16 protein-coding genes are annotated in these 18,929 nt (G+C 67.5%); 8 read left to right on the top strand and 8 right to left on the bottom strand.

Annotated features, from left to right (window positions below):
* Positions 1-86: 86 nt before the first annotated feature.
* Positions 87-602 (top strand): DUF664 domain-containing protein, encoded by a 516-nt coding sequence (locus tag ACFJGU_RS05335; protein WP_382308306.1) that lies wholly within the window; start codon positions 87-89, stop codon positions 600-602.
* Between the two features lie 120 nt (positions 603-722).
* Complete coding sequence (locus tag ACFJGU_RS05330) at positions 723-1,784, top strand: LacI family DNA-binding transcriptional regulator (RefSeq protein ID WP_382308304.1); 1,062 nt, start codon at positions 723-725, stop codon at positions 1,782-1,784.
* On the opposite strand, the gene ACFJGU_RS05325 is transcribed toward ACFJGU_RS05330, so the two are convergent.
* Positions 1,781-3,022 carry a family 1 glycosylhydrolase gene (locus ACFJGU_RS05325; protein WP_382308302.1) on the bottom strand — a complete coding sequence of 414 codons (1,242 nt, stop codon included), beginning with the start codon at positions 3,020-3,022 and terminating at the stop codon, positions 1,781-1,783. The two genes, ACFJGU_RS05330 and ACFJGU_RS05325, sit on opposite strands and share 4 nt — an antisense overlap.
* Before the next feature lie 105 nt (positions 3,023-3,127).
* The gene (locus ACFJGU_RS05320; RefSeq protein WP_382308300.1) at positions 3,128-4,390 is read right to left on the bottom strand and encodes an ABC transporter substrate-binding protein; all 1,263 of its coding nucleotides are present in this window, start codon (positions 4,388-4,390) and stop codon (positions 3,128-3,130) included.
* Between the two features lie 224 nt (positions 4,391-4,614).
* Between ACFJGU_RS05320 and ACFJGU_RS05315 the strand changes: the two genes are divergently transcribed.
* Genes ACFJGU_RS05315 through ACFJGU_RS05305 form a run of 3 tightly spaced genes read left to right on the top strand, consistent with a single transcriptional unit; the run spans position 4,615 to position 7,984 of the window.
* Positions 4,615-5,565, top strand: a complete 951-nt coding sequence (locus ACFJGU_RS05315) for a carbohydrate ABC transporter permease (RefSeq protein ID WP_382308298.1) — start codon at positions 4,615-4,617, stop codon at positions 5,563-5,565.
* The gene (locus tag ACFJGU_RS05310) at positions 5,565-6,431 is read left to right on the top strand and encodes a carbohydrate ABC transporter permease (RefSeq protein ID WP_092551253.1); all 867 of its coding nucleotides are present in this window, start codon (positions 5,565-5,567) and stop codon (positions 6,429-6,431) included. The genes ACFJGU_RS05315 and ACFJGU_RS05310 overlap by 1 nt, the downstream gene beginning before the upstream one ends.
* Before the next feature lie 32 nt (positions 6,432-6,463).
* Entirely contained in the window at positions 6,464-7,984 is a 1,521-nt protein-coding gene (locus ACFJGU_RS05305; protein ID WP_382308296.1) for an alpha-N-arabinofuranosidase, read from the top strand.
* An 81-nt stretch (positions 7,985-8,065) separates the two neighbouring features.
* Here ACFJGU_RS05305 and ACFJGU_RS05300 read toward each other — a convergent pair whose 3' ends face one another.
* The 5 genes from ACFJGU_RS05300 to ACFJGU_RS05280 form a co-directional block, all read right to left on the bottom strand.
* A complete protein-coding gene (locus tag ACFJGU_RS05300; protein WP_382308295.1) occupies positions 8,066-10,306 on the bottom strand; it encodes an RICIN domain-containing protein in 2,241 nt (746 codons plus the stop codon).
* A 106-nt stretch (positions 10,307-10,412) separates the two neighbouring features.
* Positions 10,413-11,681: an RNA polymerase sigma factor gene (locus ACFJGU_RS05295; protein ID WP_382308293.1), complete on the bottom strand. Its 1,269-nt coding sequence runs from the start codon at positions 11,679-11,681 to the stop codon at positions 10,413-10,415.
* A 5-nt stretch (positions 11,682-11,686) separates the two neighbouring features.
* Positions 11,687-12,109 carry a YciI family protein gene (locus tag ACFJGU_RS05290; protein ID WP_382308291.1) on the bottom strand — a complete coding sequence of 141 codons (423 nt, stop codon included), beginning with the start codon at positions 12,107-12,109 and terminating at the stop codon, positions 11,687-11,689.
* Positions 12,110-12,214: 105 nt separating this feature from the next.
* The gene (locus ACFJGU_RS05285; protein ID WP_382308289.1) at positions 12,215-12,682 is read right to left on the bottom strand and encodes an NUDIX domain-containing protein; all 468 of its coding nucleotides are present in this window, start codon (positions 12,680-12,682) and stop codon (positions 12,215-12,217) included.
* A 34-nt stretch (positions 12,683-12,716) separates the two neighbouring features.
* Positions 12,717-13,106 (bottom strand): hypothetical protein, encoded by a 390-nt coding sequence (locus tag ACFJGU_RS05280; RefSeq protein ID WP_382308288.1) that lies wholly within the window; start codon positions 13,104-13,106, stop codon positions 12,717-12,719.
* Positions 13,107-13,234: 128 nt separating this feature from the next.
* Here ACFJGU_RS05280 and ACFJGU_RS05275 point away from each other — a divergent pair, with 128 nt between their 5' ends.
* Complete coding sequence (locus ACFJGU_RS05275) at positions 13,235-14,299, top strand: cell wall-binding repeat-containing protein (protein ID WP_382308286.1); 1,065 nt, start codon at positions 13,235-13,237, stop codon at positions 14,297-14,299.
* Between the two features lie 92 nt (positions 14,300-14,391).
* Here the strand turns inward: ACFJGU_RS05275 and purF are convergent, their stop codons facing one another.
* Positions 14,392-15,849: an amidophosphoribosyltransferase gene (purF, locus tag ACFJGU_RS05270; protein ID WP_382308284.1), complete on the bottom strand. Its 1,458-nt coding sequence runs from the start codon at positions 15,847-15,849 to the stop codon at positions 14,392-14,394.
* Between the two features lie 77 nt (positions 15,850-15,926).
* Between purF and ACFJGU_RS05265 the strand changes: the two genes are divergently transcribed.
* Both ACFJGU_RS05265 and ACFJGU_RS05260 read left to right on the top strand, forming a co-directional pair.
* Complete coding sequence (locus tag ACFJGU_RS05265) at positions 15,927-17,453, top strand: S1C family serine protease (protein ID WP_382308282.1); 1,527 nt, start codon at positions 15,927-15,929, stop codon at positions 17,451-17,453.
* Between the two features lie 80 nt (positions 17,454-17,533).
* Entirely contained in the window at positions 17,534-18,925 is a 1,392-nt protein-coding gene (locus ACFJGU_RS05260; RefSeq protein WP_382308280.1) for an FAD-binding oxidoreductase, read from the top strand.
* Positions 18,926-18,929: the final 4 nt, after the last annotated feature.

The raw sequence follows: 18,929 nt of genomic DNA, 5'->3' as shown, positions 1-18,929 counted from the left end.
TCGCGATTTGAAGACCCTGAATCAAGCTGGGTGTTGCGTGTACGGGCGGTGAAGAGTAGGCCCGAGAGAGTGATGAGAGGACGCCCATGACCACGAGCATCGACCTGCTGGAGGATGCGTTCACGCGCATCCGTGACACCGTCCGCCGTGCTGCCGGTGGCCTGAGTGAGGAGGAGTTGGCGGCTCGAGTCGACCCCGGGGCGAACTCGATCGCCTGGCTGGTCTGGCACCTCACCCGCGTGCAGGACGACCACGTCGCCGACGTCGCGGGCACCGAGCAGGTGTGGACGGGGGAGGGCTGGTTCGAGCGCTTCGGCCTGCCCTTCGCGCCGGATGCGACCGGTTACGCGCAATCCGCGGCCGAGGTGGGGCAGGTGGCCGGTGTCTCGGCCGAACTGCTGGTCGGCTACCACGAGGCGGTCTACGCCGCGACGGTCGCGTACCTGCACTCCCTCGGGGACATCGACCTGGCTCGGGTGGTCGACACCAACTGGAATCCGCCCGTCACCCTCGCGGTGCGCCTCGTGAGCGTCGTCTCCGACGACCTCCAGCACGCCGGCCAGGCCTCGTTCGTCCGCGGCATCCTGACCCGTCGCGCCTGAGTAGTCCTGCCCGATCGGACTGGCCAGGCCGGCCGGGTCGGGCCGGCTTCACGGTGTCATGCCCGCACCACCGGAGTACAACGTTGTAGTATCGAGTACTGCCAGGCCGAGAGGATACGCATGGCCGCAACACTGCACGACGTCGCCCACCTCGCCGGCGTGTCGATCAAGACGGTCTCGAACGTGGTCAACGACTACCCGCACGTGCGACCGGAGACCCGCCACAGGGTGCAGCGCGCGATCGACGAGCTGGGCTACCAGCCCAACGCCACGGCCCGGAGTCTTCGCTCCGGCCGAAGCGGAGCCATCGGCCTCGTTCTTCCCGAACTCAGCCTGAGCTACTTCGCCGAGCTGGCCGACGAGGTGATCGCCGAGGCCGAGAAACACGGTCTGGTGGTGCTGATCGAGAAGACGGGCGCCAGTCGTGAGCGGGAGATCGCCGTGCTCTCCAGCCCCCGGATGCGGTTGACCGACGGTCTGATCTTCAGCCCTCTGGGCATGGGGCAGGACGACGCGGAGCTGCTCTCCGTCGACTATCCGCTGGTTCTGCTCGGCGAGCGGATCTTCGGCAGCCCGGTCGATCACGTCACCATGCGCAACGTCGAGGCGGCGAGGGCCGCGACCGAGATGCTCATCGGGCTGGGGCGGCGGCGGATCGCCGTCGTCGGCGCGCACGTGGACGAGGGTGTCGGATCGGCCGCGCTGCGTGTGCAGGGCTATCAGGACGCGCTGGCCGCCGCCGGCATCCCTTTCGACCCCGCCCTGGTCGCCTACACCACCCTCTGGCACCGGGCCAACGGCGCCGCCTCGATGCGCGAGCTCATCGACAGCGGCGTGCACTTCGATGCGGTGTTCGGGCTCAACGACGCACTCACGCTGGGTGCCATGAGGGTGCTGCAGGAGGCGGGTTTCCGCGTGCCGGATGACGTCGCCGTCATCGGTTTCGACGACATCGAGGAGTCGCGCTACGCCGTGCCCAGCCTCACCAGCGTCGACCCCGGTCGCGCCTCGATCGCGCGCACCGCGGTCCAACTCCTCGTGCGCCGGATCGGCGAGCAGGGCGGGCGTCCCGCCGACCCTCAGGAGGTGCTCGTCGACTTCGAGATCGTTCCCCGGGAGTCGACGGGGACCGGCTCGCTCGGTGTTGCGTCGTCGTCCGCCGCCACACCGGCGGCCCGCTAGGACGCCTCCGAACCCGCGAGACGCCGGAAGCTGTCGGCCACTGGCGTCTTCACCCGCTGCAGCACTCCGTCGGTGTCCTCCTCCAACGACCACAGCCCCATCCGAAGCCGGTAGTCCATCGCGTCGCCGGCGCCCGGTCGATACGACCACTCCACCATGTCGGTGATGCACCACCAGGTGTAGCCGATGACGTCGACGCCGCCCGCGCGGAGGTCGTGCACGGCTGCGACCGAGGCCTCCATCCAGGAGATCCGCTGCTCCACTGTGCCGGTGTAGCTCGTCTCGGTGAGGTAGACCGGCTTTCCGTAGCGCGCCGCGAACGAGGTCAGAACATCTTTCAACCCGTCGGTGCCGGCGTCTTCGCGAGGGCGCAGATCGTTCGGGCCGCCGCCGAGCTCGACCCCGGCCTCGAACACCTCGGTGGAATGCTGCGGGTAGTAGTTGACCCCGATCACGTCGGGCTGCGCGGTGTTCTCGCGAGCCCAGTTCAGGTCGTCGTCGCTGAAGCCGTTGCGTTCGAGGTAGGGAACGAGCGGATGAGCGGGGTCGACGCGCCCCATCACCAGGTCTTGCACGAGATAGGCCCGGTGTCTGAGGTGCTCGTGCGTCTCCTGGTGTGCGTCGAGGTCTCCGGAGAACCGGAACGACGCCTCCACGTGCACGAAATCGGCCGCGGGATCGACCGACGCGATGGCGCTCTGGGTGGTGACAATGCCGCGCGACACCCCGCGGAGCACCTCCACGAAGCCGGTGTCACCGGTGCGATAGGGCGGCCACTGGCCGAACTCACCGCAGTACATGATGTTCAGCAGGGGTTCGTTGAGCGGTGTGTAGTGCTTGATGCGGCCCCGGTACCGCTCCGCGACAGCGGCCGCGTAATCGGCGACACGCTTCGGGTAGTCGGGGTTCACGAACTCCCGCTCGAGCCACAGCGGAGTGCCGTAGTGCACCAGGTCGGCCACGAGATCGAGGCCGGTCTCGTCGAAGTGGTCGATCACCCGATCGAGCCAGCTCCAGTCCCAGGTGCCAGGCTCGGGGTTCACGCGATACCAGGGGATGCCCCAGCGCACCTGCTCCGCCCCGGCCTCGGCACAGTAGTCAAGATCGTCTTGCCAGAAGCGGTAGTGCTGCATGAGGTCGTATTCGTCGAGGGCCCGCTCGCCGGGCCTCGTCTGCGGGATGAAGGTGTCCTCCACCCCGACCGCGAATCGGAGCACGCCGTCGTCGAACCACTTCATGCCCTGTCCTTCTTTCATCGATCGATCGTCCCGTTCATCATCGGGCAGACGCACCGCGATCCGCATCCCGCCGACGGCCGGATGCGGATCGCGGTGTGCTGCGGGTTACTTGGCGAGGGTCGCCGTCATCTCGTCCTGCGCGGTGGCCAGGAGCGCGGACGGGTCGCCGCCCGACATCGCCTTCTGGGTCGCCGTGTCGAGCGAGGTCAGCACGTCGGTGGAGGGGATGACGCCGGGGAGCAACGCCACACCGTACTGCGACTGGTCGGTCAGCGCGGCGACCACCGGGTTCTCGGCCACTTCGTCGGAGGTCACGTCGGTGGTGAGCGGCGGCCAGCCCGAACCGAGCGACCAGGTGATCATGTTGTCGTGCTGGAAGAACCAGGTGAAGAAGGTCTCGGCGGCGGCCTTCTCCTCATCCGTCGAATCCGAGGTCACGCTCATGTCGACCGCGAGAGCCGAGGCCGAAATGCCCTCGGGCCCGGCGGGCAGCGCGGCGATGCCGTAATCGATCCCCGCCTCCTTCGACACGGTTGCGAGCCACGGTCCGCCCAGGGTCATCGCGACCTTGCCGGCGCTGAACAGGCCGTCGGCGTCGGCGCCCGTGAGGCCCGTGGGCGAGATCTTGTCGTTCTGCACGGCATCGGCCCAGAATGCCAGGGTCTTCGCGTTCTCGGGGGAGTCGATCACGACCTCGCCGTCGGCGGTCACGACGTCGCCGCCTCCGCTCTTGAACAGCGACGGCCAGACGCCGTTGCCCACGGTCACGTTGTCTTGCAAGGCGAGCCCGTACTGCTCGGGCGTGCCGTCGGCGTTCGAGTCGACGGTGAGTGCCTTGGCAGCGGTGACCCATTCATCCCACGTCGTCGGAACGGCGACTCCGGCGGCCTCGAACATCGCCTTGTTGTAGAACATGGTGAGCGGGGTGAAGCTGAGGGGCACTCCGTACTTCGTGCCGTCGACCGTTCCCGTGGCCACGGCCTCGGGGTTCAAGGCTGCTGCGCCGCTGTCGGGGTCGTCGTACCAGCTGTCGAGCGAGTCGAGAGCGCCCTTCGAGGCGAAGACCGGGATGTTCTCGGGCGGCATCGCCATGATCTGCGGCCCGTTGCCCGAACTCAGTGCCGGCAGGGCCGTGTCGAGCAAGGTGGCCCACGGCTTCACCGAGGGGGTGATCTCGATCGTGTCCTGCGACTCGTTGAACTGGGTGACCAGATCGTTCAGTACGTCTCCGTCAGCCTCGGTGTAGCCGTGCCAGAACGACAGTTCGACCTTGCCTCCGGAATCACTGCCCGAGTCGGCGGTTGAGCAGCCGGTGATCGCGAGCATCAGGGCGCCCACGATCGCTGTACCGGCGATTGCTTTCTTCATTCGTCTTTCCCTCCACTTTGCGACTGCATTGTCGGTGCGGAGGACATTCGAGTCCTCGCAATCGCACTCTACAACGTTGTAAGTAAACGTTGTAGATGTTTATGCTCATCCATGCGCGCTCAGATGTCAATTGCTCGACGCGACGATTTGACGCGGCGGAGAACATCTCCTTATCGTTCACTACAACGTTGTAGAAACATCGACCGTTTCGAAGGAATTCAGCAATGAGCGCCAGCGCCACCGAGGTACCACGCCGCTATCGCCCTCCCGCGCAACTCGGCGGCCGAGGCCCGATCCGTGGCAAGGCCAAACGCCGACTGACCATCATCGGCTTCCTCGTGCCAGCCATGACCATCCTGGTTCTCTTCGTCTTCTGGCCCATGATCTCCGCCCTTCGGCTCTCGTTCACCGACGCGAGCGGATTCGGGCGGGAGGAGTTCATCGGCCTCGACAACTACGTCGAGATATTCACCGACCCGGGCATCCTCCGAGCCATGGGCAACACGGTGCTCTACACGGTGCTGTTCACGCCCACTGCCGTCATCCTCGCGCTCGTGTTGGCGCTTGCTCTGAACAGCCCGAGACTGCCGTTCCGCGGCGTCTTCCGCACCTGGCTCTTCCTGCCGTTCATCGTGTCGTTGGCCGTCGCCGCCTTCGCCTGGCAGTACCTGCTCGATCCGCAGGTCGGCCTGCTGAACTACTGGCTGCAGGGCTTCGGTGTGAGCATCGGCAACGTCCTGCAAGATCCGGTGCTCGCGATGCCGACCGTCGTGCTCGTGGCCGTGTGGAAGAACTTCGCCTTCTACATGATCGTCTTCCTGGCCGGATTGCAGGAGATTCCCACGAGTCTCTACGAGGCGGCGCGGATGGACGGTGCCGGTCCGTGGTCGCGCTTTCGCAACGTCACCATCCCGCTGCTCGGCAACACCACCGGCTTCGTGCTCATCATCGCCACCATCGCGGCGCTGCAGGCCTTCGACCAGATCTACGTGCTCACGGGCGGCGGGCCGTACCAGAGCACGCAGACCGTCGTCATGCAGATCTATCAGTCGGGCTTCAAGGATCTCGAGCTCGGCTTCGCCTCAGCGCTGTCGTACGTGCTCCTGATCGCAACCCTCATCCTCAGCCTCGTGCAATTCGTGGTCACGAGCCGCGGCGAGAAGGATGCCGGCTGATGGCCGCCGTCGCGCTCGCTCCCCGTTCCCGCCCTCGCCGCTCACCGTTGCGACGCGTTGGCCCCTGGCTCTTCTTCGTGGCGATGCTCGCGGTGGCGCTGCTCGTGCTGCTCCCGATCATCATCATCGTGTTCACGGCGTTCAAGCCGGTGGCGGAGGTGAACGCGTTCCCGCCGTCGCTCCTGCCCACCGATTGGACTCTCGACAACTTCACCCGCATCTTCAACGAGCTGCCGTTCGGCCGGCTCATCCTGAACAGCTTCGTGTTCGCCGGCGGTGTGACCCTGTGCGCTCTGGTATTCGACTCGCTGGCCGCGTACGTGCTGGCGCGCGTCGACTTCCGCGGCAGTCGCATCCTGCTGCTCGTCATCGTGGCGAGCCTGATGATCCCGTTTCAGGCCACCCTCATCCCGATCTATCAGCTCGTGGCCGACTTCGGCTGGGTGAACACGTTCTGGGGACTCATCATCCCGCGAGCGGCAGATGCGTTCGGCATCTTCTTCCTGCGTCAGTTCTTCCTCTCTCTCCCGCGCGATCTCGACAATGCGGCCCGCATCGACGGCGCATCCGAGTTCCGCATCTTCCGCAGCATCGTGTTGCCGAACGCGGTGCCCGCGCTGCTCACGCTCGGCATCTACACCTTCGTGAACAACTGGAACGACCTGCTCTGGCCGCTCGTGTTCACCACCGAGCAGGAGATGGGAACCATCACCTCCGGCCTCACGCTCCTCACCGGACCGAGCGGCATCATCCCCTACGGCGTCATGATGGCGGGTTCGCTGATCGCCGTCGTCCCGCTGGCCATCATGTTCCTCTTCGTGCAACGCCGCTTCATCGAGAGCGTCGCCAGCACCGGACTCAAATGACAAACGACCGCACACCACCCTCAAGGAATCCGATGTCCACTGCACGACTGTTCTTCGACCCGCGACTCCCGATCGGCCCGGTGAACCGGCGGGTCTTCGGCTCTTTCGTCGAGCACCTCGGCCGCGCCGTCTACGACGGCATCTACGAGCCCGGGCATCCGAGCGCCGATGAGCGAGGATTCCGCACCGACGTCATGGAGTTGGTGACCGAACTCGGGGTGAGCGCGGTGCGCTATCCGGGTGGCAACTTCGTGTCAGGCTTCCGCTGGGAGGACAGTGTGGGTCCGCGTGACGAGCGCCCCACCCGGCTCGACCTCGCCTGGCACTCCACCGAGAGCAACCAGATCGGGTTGCACGAGTTCGCGTCGTGGTTGGAATCGGTGGGCAGCGAACTGATGCTCGCCGTGAACCTGGGCACGCGGGGCACGCTCGAGGCGCTCGATCTGCTCGAGTACAGCAACCGGGAATCCGGTTCCGCGCTCGCCGATCGACGCATCGCGAACGGCCGCACCGAGGCCTTCGACGTGCGGATGTGGTGCCTCGGCAACGAGATGGACGGCCCCTGGCAGCTCGGTCACCGCTCCGCCGACGACTACGGCAAGCTCGCCGCGCAGACCGCCCGCGCGATGCGGATGTTCGACCCGGCCCTCGAGGTGGTGGTGTGCGGCTCATCGAGCCGGCACATGCCGACTTTCGGCGAGTGGGAGCGGGTGGTGCTGTCGCACAGCTACGACGACGTCGACTACATCTCCTGCCACGCGTACTACGAGGAGAAGAACGGCGACCTCGGCAGCTTCTTGGCGTCGGCCGTCGACATGGATGCGTTCATCGAGTCGGTGGTGGCGACCATCGATCACGTCAGGGCCGTGAAGGGCAGCGATCACGTCGTCAACATCTCCTTCGACGAGTGGAACGTCTGGTACAACGACCGTTTCGAGAACGTCGACAAGATCACGGGGGCGCAGAACTGGCCGGTCGCGCCGCGTCTGCTCGAGGACTCCTACTCCGTGGCGGATGCGGTCGTGGTCGGCAATCTGCTCATCTCGCTGCTGAAGCGGGCAGATCGGGTGACCAGCGCATCCCTGGCCCAGCTGGTCAACGTGATCGCGCCCATCATGACCGAGCCGGGTGGCATCGCCTGGCGTCAGACCACCTTCTTCCCGTTCGCGCTCACGTCCGCGCTCGCGGCGGGATCGGCACTGGCCACCCGGGTGGAGAGCGATTCGTATGACACGGAGACCTATGGCCGGGTGCCCGTGGTCGATGCAGTCACGACCTTCGACGAGGCAACCGGGCGCACGAGCGTCTTCGTGGTGAACCGTTCGCAGACTGAGACGGTCTCCCTCGCATTCGACCTGACCGGTCTCGGTGCGGTGACCGATGCGAGGGCTCAGACCCTCACCGACGACGACGCATACGCGGCGAACACCCTCGCCGATCCGGAGCGGGTGGCGATGCGCCCCAACGACACCCTGGCGCTCACCGACGCCGCCGGCAGCATCGACCTGCCACCGGTGTCGTGGACGGTCATCACTCTGCAGACGGCACCCTGATCTCCCCCACGGGTTGACGACAGAGCACCGACGACCGAGGGCCGGCGCGGGAACGCGCGCCGGCCCTCGTGTGTGCGGGTGTTACTGGATGCCCTCCTTCACCAGTTGCCACTGCTGGCAGGCGGCCCCCGTCGGGCCCCACTGCTGAGCGACCGCGCCATCCGTGGTCAGGCAGGAGTCGATCTCGAGCAGCTTGTTGCTGTTGGCATTCTTGATCGTCCAGAAGCCGCTGCTGTCCGGGGTGAGCGTCCAGCGCTGGGTCGCGCTGCCGGTCGGGCCCCACTGGGCCGCGTCGATGCCGTCCGCCGTCGCGGCACCCGGGATCTCGAGCAGCTTCAGGCTGTTCTTGTTGACCAGTTGATGCGTTCCCGATGTGGCGGGCAGCACCTGCCAGATCTGGGTCGGGTTCGCCGTCGGGCCCCACTGGCCGGCCGGCGCACCGTCGGTGACGGCGGCCGAGGCGATCTCGAGGAGCTTGCCACTGTTGCGGTTCTTGATCTGGAACTCCGGCGCCGGCGTCGTGCTCGACTGGTAGACCTGGATCTGGTCGAGCTCGGCATAGGTTCCCGAATAGCCGAAACGGATGGTGTTGTCCCCGGCGTTCAGGGTGGTGGTGAACTGTGCCCAGAGGTAGCGACCCCAGTCAGCCGTCTTCGGGTAGCTCAGCGAGGTCGCCGTGCCGCCGTTCACCGACACCGCGTGGCTGCTCGTGGCACCGGTGCCGTTGGCGTACCGCACGTTCACTGTGTAACTCCCGGCCGCGGGAGCCTTGACCGTGAACGTGACGGTGCTGTTCGAGAAGTTGATGTTGCCCACCTTCGAACCGTTCGAGGCGTCACCGTGCGTCACCAGCGTGGTGTTGACCAGCGCCGCCTTCTCCGCCTCGTACGTCGTCGCGTTCAGCGGAACCGTGCCGACCCGGATGTCGTTGTACAGGTAGGTCTCGCTGGGGTTGCTCGGATTCGGGCGGTGGTTCTCCACGTTGGTGGCCTGGTAGAGCGTTCGGCCGTCGGGGCTGTAGTCGATCCCCTGTGCGAACCCGGTGATGGAGCTCGGCCCGTCGAATGTCACCGCGAACGGCAGACGCTCCCAGGGTCCGGCTCCGAGGTTGTAGTTGACGAAGAAGTTCTGGCCTCCATCGAGATTGCCCGCGGCATCCAGCCCCCACTTCGAGGCCACGACGACCATGCCCTTCGGGCCACCGGTCGGCACCCATCTCACCGTGGGCGACGACCCGATGCCCCGACCGTCGGCCAGCTCCACGGGCGTTCCGAGGCTACTGGTGGTGCCCCAGTTCAGGCCGTCGACCGACTTCTTGAAGAACACCGGAGAGGCGTTCGAGAACGCGTAGCCCGTAGCATTCACCACCTCGTAGGTGGCGATGTAGGTGCCGTCGGGCAGCTTGTCGACCGTGATCATGCCTGGTCGGTGCGTGGAGTCGGTGGGAGCCGACACATTGGCCAGCGTGCCCCAGGTGAGACCCCCATCGGTCGATCGCCGATACGACACCGCCTGCAGCACCCCGTTCGCCTTCTGCCGCTCGTCGGAGAAGTAGGTCACCAGTCCGCCGTTCGCGTCGACGGCCAGCGTCGGCTCCCAGACGGTGGTCGTGGTCGATGTCGGCGACGGGTCGTAGATGGCGGGGCCGCCGGTGTCGACGGTGCTGAGGTACGACCAGCTCGTTCCCTGGTTCGTGCTCTTGTAGACCACGAGCTTGGTGACGGATGCGGGGTTGTCGCGATCGGCCGGCCGCACCTGCCCGGTGAAGAGGAGCGTGCCCGCCGCGAGGGTGCCCACCGCCTGCGGGAGCTCGTAGAGGAACGGCTGCGCGGTGCGGTCGAGCTGGGTGCTGTCCTCCTGTCCCGGGGTTCCGGGGAACTGCAGGCCGGGGTTGATCGACGAGATCTTCTGCCAGGTCGCGCCGTTGTCGGTGCTGCGGAAGAACGGCCATTCCTGATGGCAGGCCAGTGCCGGGTTCGCGAGGCAGGCCTGGGTGTCGGTGGTGGGGTTCGTGCTCGGACTCACGTCTTTGATGAGCCTGGCGTCGTCGAAGGTCGAGATCAGCGTGCCGTTCGAGGCGCCGCTGTACTTCAGCGCCACGATCTTGGCGTAGGCGGTGCCCGTCGCGTCGCCTCCTTCGTCGTTGAACGACGAACCGTTCGGCGGCGCGTAGACCAGAGCGCCGTTGCCGGTGGTGACGGCGAAAGCCGGCCCCGTGGCCGCTCCCACGGCCAGGGCGGAACCGATCAACGCCGTCGTCGCGACCAGTGCGACGAGGCCTCTCGACCGCTTTCGCGCTGCCCGTTCGCGTGTGTGCTTCATTGCATCCTCCCGTCGGTCGACGCACGAAGGCAGGCGGTCACCCGCCGTTGTACATCGTTGTAAAAGGAGGTTTGCACAACGTTGTAAAGAGGTCAAGGGGGATTGTTCAGCCCAGTGCCGCCGCCTTGTCGAGGAGCACCTGGCGTTCGCGGGCGTTCGTCGCGAGGTGGGCCGCCGTCGTGAGTTCGGAGCGGGCCTCCTCGGTCCGGCCGAGGCGGGCGAGGAGTTCGCCGCGCACGCTCGGGAGCAGGTGGCTGCCGGCGAGGGCACCTGTGGCGGCGAGTTCGTCGACGATCCGCAATCCGGATGCCGGCCCCACCGCCATCGACACGGCCACCGCCCGGTTCAGTTCGACGACCGGGTTCGGCGCGAGGCGTCCGAGGGCCTCGTAGAGCACGACGATCCGCTCCCAGTCGGTGTCGTCGACCGAGGGTGCGACCGCATGGCACTCGGCGATCGCGGCCTGGAGCGCGTACGGCCCGCGCCCCCGCCCGAGGTCATCGGCCCGTGCCAGTGCCGCGATGCCGCGACCGATCTGGGCGCGATCCCAGCGCGAGCGGTCCTGATCCGCGAGCAGCACCGGACTGCCGTCGGATCGCGTGCGTGCACCGAAACGCGACGCCTGGAACTCCATCAGCGCCACCAGCGCGTGCGCCTCCGCTTCACGCGGCACCAGCCCCGCCACCATGCGGCCGAGCCGGAGGGCCTCGAGGGCGAGCTCGGCGCGCATCCAGCGGTCTCCGGATGTCGCGGAGTACCCCTCGGTGAAGATCAGGTACACCACCCCCAACACCGACCCCAGCCTGGCCGACCACTCGCTCGGGTCGGGCGTCTCGAACGGGGTCTTCGCGGCGGCGAGGGTCTTCTTGGCGCGCACGATCCGCTGCTGCACGGTCGCCACCGGAACGAGGAAGAGTCGCGCGATCTCTTCGGTGCTGAGACCGCCGACCACGCGCAGCGTGAGCGCGACCTGCGCCTCGCGGCCGAGCACGGGGTGGCAGGCGGTGAACACCAGGCGCAGTACGTCGTCGTCGATCGCCTCGCCGCTGTCGGCGGCGCCGCCGTGTTCGTCGAGCTCGTGCGCCAGGGCGCGGTACCGGTCGTCGAGGCGCTCGCGTCGTCGCCAGCCGTCGATGGCTTTGCGCTTCGCGACCGCGGTGAGCCACGCGCCGGGGTTCTGCGGAACGCCGGTCGATGGCCACTGGGCGAGAGCGTCGACCACGGCCTCCTGCGCGAGGTCTTCGGCCCAGGCGAAGTCGCCGGTCACCTTCGCGAGTGTGGCGACGATGCGGGCGCTCTCGATGCGCCAGACGGCGTCGACGGTGCGGCGGATGCCCGCCCCGTCGACGCCTGGCGTCGCCGCGTCGGCGTTCATGGCGCTCAGCCCAGCGCGCCCTCGCCGCGCCACTCCTTCTCCTTCTGGATGTACTCGTTGTCGGCGAACTCGGCGAAGTCGCTCTCGTCCGTGATGCGGCGCACCTCGAGCTTCGAGCCCGGTCCGAGTGGAGCCCGGCTCGCCCACTGGGCGGCTTCCTCGCGCGAGGACACGTCGACGATCCAGAACCCGTTGAACAGTTCGTGCACCTCGCCGTAGGGGCCGTCGGTGATGACCGGGGTCTCGGAGGCGAAGTCGACCACGAAACCCTCCGAGGCATCCGTCAGTCCGTCGCCGCCGATCAGCACGCCGGCTTTGATCATCGACTCGTTGTAGGCGCCCATCGCGTTGATGATCTCCTCGAAGTCCATCGTCTTCGACGCCTCGATGGCCTCTGCGGTGCTGCGCATGATCAGCATGTACTTCATGGTGTCTCTCCTCGTGTCGGCGGGGCTCTTTTCGACCCCTTCTGCTGAGGCGTCGAACGGGAGCGACCGGGATCGACATCGCTCCCCAGAATTTTTTCCAGTCTTTCAGGACTCGAAGCGCGTGGCCCTCTCCTCGTCGAGGGCGTAGCGGATGCGCGCCCGCATGTCGGGGGACATCTCCGGGAGGTCGGCGGGGGCGAACCAGCGCGCTTCCGTGTTCTCGCCGTCGGCGGGGAAGGGGTCGCCCGACTCGTAGCGCATGCGGAAGGTGAGGTCGAGGTACTGCGACTGGTCGCCGTTGGGGTAGGTGACCATCGGGATCGTGTGCACCCAGGCCAGGTGCACCGGATGCGCCACGACGTCCGCCTCCTCAAGCACTTCGCGTGCGGCCGCCGCGGCGGGTTCCTCGCCCGGGTCGACGATGCCGGTCACGGGGGTCCACGCCCCGGTGTCGCTGCGCCGCACCAGCAGGAGGTCGTCGCCGCGGGTCACGACGGCAGTGATCCCGGTGAGCCACAGCGGTGCGTGCCCGATCTTCTCGCGGAGGGCCAGGACGAAGTCGGGGGTCGGCATCCTCCGAGCCTATCGAGCCGCCCCGGCGCTGCGGCTAGGCGGTAGCGTGCAGCTTGATCCAGACGACGCTGACGAGGTGCCCTGTGAAGTCGACGGTCACGGATGCGGTCGGCTCGCCGGCGCGGCTGAGCACGAGCCCGGCCTGGCTTCCGACGGGGCGCTCGGTCACGACCACGCCGGGGCGGGGCGCCATCCCGTGTCGCAGCAACGCCACCGCCTCGTAGGCGCCCTTCACCACCTTGATCGTCGGATGGGCCGGCTCGCCCGCTTCGACGACCACAGCGACCTCGGGGTCGAGCAGTGCGCCGAGCCTCGCTTCGTCCCCGCTCTGGGCGGCGGCGCTGAAGCTGTGCACGGCTTTGACGTGGTTCGGTCGGGCGACCCATTCCCACACGGTCTGCCACAGCGATGGGTTGCCTGCCACCCTTTCCCCGCTGCTGAGGTGATTCCTGTTCCCGCCTCGGTCGGATGCTCTCATACCCGTATAGACCGGATTGGTGACGCAAATGTGACGTCTCCCCGCGGCTGGCATAAAATGATGTATGCTCAACTATGAGATTCCGAAGGACTACATCGCTAGGTCTCGCGTCGGCGCTGCTGGTTGCGGCTTTCATCGGCACCGCATCGGGGCCGACCGCGGCCGCCTTTCCTCTGGGCGGGGCGACGAAGAACTTCCCTGAAACGTGCCCGGGCCAGGTTCATGACAACGACTCGGGCGTCGAGAGGATTGCCGGCGCCGATCGGTACGCCGTGTCGGCAGCGATTTCAGCCCGCACGTTCTCACCGGGAGTGCGAGTCGCCTACATCGTCAGTGGCGCGACCTTCCCTGATGCGCTCTCGGCTTCCGCAGCCGCTGGAGTCGCCGGCAGCCCGGTATTGCTCGTGGCGCCGGATTCGATCCCGAAGGAGGTCGCCGATGAGTTGAAGCGACTCAAACCCAGCGACATCATCATCGTGGGTGGGCCGGCGTCAGTCAGTCCGTCTGTTGAAAGCAGCCTCAAGGGTTTTGCATCCGCAGTCCAACGATTCGGGGGTACCGACCGATACGAGGTCTCGGCGAACGTCCTCAAAGGCATCTTCAACATCGGTTCCGACAAGCTCTATGTCGCTTCCGGGGCAGGATTTGCCGACGCGCTCGCGGGAGCTGCGGCCGCGGGAGCGGTCGGTGGACCCGTTGCTCTCGTCACGAAGGACGATGTACCAGCGGGAGTCGACTACTTCTTCCTTCTGCGGACACCGAGCAGGATCGCTCTCCTCGGTGGAACAGATTCCGTGTCGAATTCGGTCGCCCTGGAATTGGGTGAGACGGCCCGAACCAATCGGCTCGCTGGGGCGGACCGTTTCGAAGTCGCCGCGAAGGTGAGCTCCGACCTGTTCTGTGCCGAAACCCATACGGTCTATGTCGCTTCCGGAACGACCTTCCCTGATGCACTGTCCGGTTCGGCGGCCGCCATCAAGAATGGCGGACCGATGCTCCTCGTGACCCGTGACGGCATCCCGGCGCCGATTGCCGCCGAGTTGCGGCGAATCGGGCCCGCGCACATCGTCGTCCTCGGGGGAACGGCGACGATTTCCGAGGCCGTGGCAACCGAACTCGAGGGATACCTCGCCCACTGATGTGGTTTGTGGTGGCGATGGCGTGGTGGGTCCCGGGAAGCTGACGGGGCTGCAGCGCGCGGCAGCCCCGTCGACAGCGGAACCTCCGAGCCTCAGCTCAGCTGATTGCGCTCCACCCAGGCCAGGTACTCCGGCGTCACCGTCCCGGTCACGTACTCGCCCGTGAAGCAGCTCATCTCCAGATCGGTGATGTCGGAACCGAGCGTGATGGCACGACGCATGTCCTCGACCTCCTGGTAGATCAGGTGGTCGGCCCCGATGGCCTGCGCGATCTCGGGGATCTTGCGGTCGTGCGCCACGAGCTCGTGCCGCGACGGCATGTTGATGCCGTACACGTGCGGGTACCGCACCGGGGGAGCGGCCGACGCGAACGTCACCTTGTTGGCGCCGGCCTGCCGCGCCATGTCCACGATCTCTTTCGAGGTCGTCCCCCGCACGATCGAGTCGTCGACGATGAGGATGTTCTTGCCCTTGAACTCGCTCGACATCGCGTTCAGCTTCTGCCGCACCGACTTCTTGCGTGCCGCCTGCCCCGGCATGATGAACGTGCGCCCCACATAGCGGTTCTTATAGAACCCCTCGCGGTACTCGACGCCGAGCTTCTGGGCCACCTGCATGGCGGCCGGCCGCGACGAATCCGGAATCGGCATCACCACGTCGATGTCGCCCATCGGCGTGTAGCGCGCCACGGTGTCGGCGAGGTAATTGCCGAGCCGTAGCCGCGCCTCATACACCGAGATACCCGACATCACCGAGTCAGGGCGAGCCAGGTAGACGTATTCGAACGAGCACGGCACCAGCACCGGGTTGGGCGCGCACTGCTTCGTGATGAGCTCGCCGTCGAGCGTGATGAACACGGCCTCCCCGGGCGCGACATCCCGCAGCACCGTGTAGCCGAGGCTCTCCATCACGAGCGACTCGGATGCCACCACGTACTCCATCTGGCCGTTCTCGAGCAGACGGCTTCCGATGGTGAGCGGCCGGATGCCGAACGGGTCGCGGAAGGCGAGCAACCCGTGCCCCGCGATCATCGCGATCGCCGCGTAGGAGCCCTCCACCCGCTCGTGCACGCGGGAGACGGCGGTGAAGATCTGGTCGGGATCGAGTGACAGGCCCGAGACCTGCGACTGCAGCTCGTTGGCGAAGATGTTCAGCAGCAACTCGGTGTCGGAGTCGGTGTTGAGGTGCCGGCGGTCGATGTTGTAGAGCTCGCTGGTCAGCTCACGCGTGTTCGTGAGATTGCCGTTGTGCACGAGGATGATGCCGTAGGGCGCGTTCACGTAGAACGGCTGCGCCTCCTGCTCCTGCGAGGCCGAGCCGCGCGTGGCGTACCGCACGTGCCCGAGGCCCATGGTGCCGAGCAGCGACCGCATGTCACGGGTGCGGAAGCCCTCCCGCACCTGCCCCTTCGCCTTCACGATGTGGAAGGTGCTGCCCTCGGCCGTGGCGATGCCCGTCGAGTCCTGCCCGCGGTGCTGGAGCAGCAGGAGCGAGTCGTACACGAGTTGGTTGACCGGGTCTGAGGAGACGATGCCCACGATGCCGCACATTGCATCGATTCTACCGTGCCAAGCGCACCCCAAGGCCCGCCAAGAACCCGCCAACCGTCAGGCGGGAAGGTACAGCCATGACTATTCGACAAGCGGCCGTCGCCGCCCCCGTTCTCGCCCTCGGCGCGGCTCTCGCGCTCTCGGGCTGTTCCATCGCCTTCCCGGGCACCCAGCCCGCGGCCGACTCCTCCGGTGCCGTCGACTTCGACGGCGTGCAGTCGGCCACCGTGCAGATCGAATCGGTCGGCACCTTCGTCTCCCCCGAGGAGGGCGGCTACGAAGCAGCCGGCCGCGGCTCGGGTTTCGTCATCTCCCCGGACGGCCTCGTCGTCACCAACAACCACGTCGTCGCCGGCGCCGGCACCCTCAAGGTGTGGCTCGGCGGCGACACCTCGACGACGCTCAACGCCAAAGTGCTCGGCTCGTCGGAGTGCATGGATCTCGCCGTCATCCAACTGCAGAAGGGCGACTACCCGTACTTCGACTGGCGCGAGGGCGACATCGAGACGGCGACGGATGTCTACGCCGCCGGCTTCCCCCTCGGCGACCCCACCTTCACCGAGACCAAGGGCATCGTGTCGAAGGCGTCGACCGCGGGCGAGACCCCGTGGGCGTCGATCGACAGCGTGATCGAGCACGACGCACGCATCCGCCCCGGCAACTCGGGCGGCCCGCTCGTCGACACCACCGGACACGTCGTGGGCGTCAACTACGCCGGCAACGATCTCTACGACACCAACCTCGCCATCCACCGCGACCAGGTGCTCGCCGTGCTCGACGACCTCGAGCAGGGCATCGACCACGACAGCATCGGCGTCAACGCCGAAGCCATCACCGACGAGGACGGGAACGGTCTCGGCGTCTGGGCCTCCTCGGTGGTTGCCGGATCGGCGGCCGACGAGGCGGGCATCCAGCCCGGCGACCTCATCACCCGGATGGCCGGCGTGACGCTCGCCACCGACGGCACGATGGCGGACTACTGCGACGTGCTCCGCACCCAGGGCAGCGACGCCGCGATCGACGTCGAGGTGTTCCGGCCGAGCGAGGGCATCTACTACGACGGCCAGATCAACGGCACCCCGCTCGCCGCCGTGCAGCAGATCGCGCAGGGCGGCTCCACCGCCGACGGCGACTACACGGCCATCACCGACGACAACAACATCATCCAGGTGGAGGTGCCGAGCTCGTGGTCGGATGTCGACGGCGCGCCCTTCACCGACGCCGGCGGCGCCACCTGGGCCGCCATCGTCGCGAGTCCCGACGTGGAGTCGTTCAACACCACCTGGGACACCCCCGGCGTCGTGATCGCCGCGTCGCAGGACGCCGTGGCCACCACCACCGTCGACGGGCTGATGCAGCCGTCGATCGACTTCCTCAACTCGGAGGGCTGCACCGCCGGGGGCGTCGAGGAGTACGCCGACGGCTACCACACCGGCCGCTACGAGATCTTCGACAACTGCGGCGGGGTGGGCGCGAAGTACGTGACCCTCGCGGCGGTCGCCGACGACGGCTCCTACGTCATCACGGTGAACGTGCAGGCCAACACCGACGACGACCTCGCGGCCATCGACCGCATCGTCGGCAGCTTCATCGCCGAATTCTGAACCGACCGACGGATGACCCGACAACGGGTCGTCCGACCACCGATCACCGACATTCCGATCCATCAAGGAGAAAAGACATCATGACCATCCCCGTTCTCACCGAAGGCACCTTCGACGAACTGGACGCGAGCCTCACCGGATCGCTGCACCTCCCCGGCGGCGCCGACTACGAGCGGCTCGCCACCCCGTGGAACGTGGCCGTGCCGGCCCGCGCCGCCGCCGTCGTGGAGGCCGCCGATGCCGCCGACGTCGTGACCGCCGTCCGCTTCGCCAACCGCGCGGGAATCGTGGTGGCCGTGCGGGCCACCGGCCACGGCGCCTCCAGCGACCTCGACGGCGAACTGCTCGTGCACACCGGTCGCCTCGACGAACTCACCGTCCACGAGGAGGGCTGGGCGCGCATCGGCGCCGGCGTGAAGTGGGGCCCGGTGCTGGATGCCGCGGCGCCGTTCGGTCTCGCGCCGCTCGTCGGTTCGGCACCCGACGTGGGCGTGGTCGGGTACCTCACGGGCGGCGGCCTCGGGCCGGTGGCCCGCACCTACGGCATCGCCTCCGACACGGTACGCGCCTTCGAGGTGGTGACCGGCGACGGCGAACTGCGACGGGCGACGCCCGAGGAGAACCCCTCCCTCTTCTGGGGACTGCGCGGCGGCAAGGGGAGCCTCGGCATCGTCACCGCGGTCGAGATCGACCTCGTGTCGCAGCCGACGATCTACGGCGGATCGCTGTTCTTCGCCGACACCGACACCGACGCCGTGGTGCGGGCCTGGGCCGCGTGGAGCCCGGGGCTCGATCGCCAGGGCTCCACGTCGCTCGCGATCAACCGGCTGCCCGCTCTGCCGTTCCTACCGCCTCCGATCGCGGGGAAACAGACCGTCGCCGTGCGATTCGCCTGGACCGGCGACCTCGCGGACGGCGAGCGCGCGTTCGCCGCCATCGCATCAGTGGCGACGCCGGTGTTCGGCGGTGTGGGGGTCATGCCCTACGCCGCGATCGGGATGGTCCACTCCGACCCGGTCGACCCGCTGCCGAGCCACGAGGAGTTCAGCCTCCTGCGCGCCTTGCCGGCCGACGCGGTCGAGTCGCTGCTCGACGTCGCCGGGGCGGGTGCTCCGAGCCTGCAACTCATCACCGAGCTGCGGCTCCTGGGTGGGGCGCTCGCCGACCCGCCACGGCACGAGAGCGCGTTCGGCGTCGTCGACGCCGCCTACACGCTGCTCACCATCGGCCTTGCGGCAGGGCCGGCCGTGGAGCACTCGGTGCTCGACGGCCATGGCATCCACGCGGTGCTCGCCCCGTGGGCGACTGGCCGTGAACTGCCGAACTTCGCGCCCGCCGACGACCCGGCGCGCGTGCATCGCGTCTACGACGACCACACCTTGGCTCGGCTGTCCGGCCTGATCGCCGCCTTCGACCCGCGCGGCGTGATCGCGGCCGGCCGACCCCTCCTCGCGGCGGCCGCCTCCGCCTGAGGCG

The sequence above is a fragment of the Herbiconiux sp. UC225_62 genome, assembly GCF_042694625.1.
Taxonomy (GTDB): Bacteria; Actinomycetota; Actinomycetes; order Actinomycetales; family Microbacteriaceae; genus Herbiconiux.
Note: the sequence above shows the minus strand (reverse complement) of the source record. Positions and strands in the feature narration are given on the sequence as shown.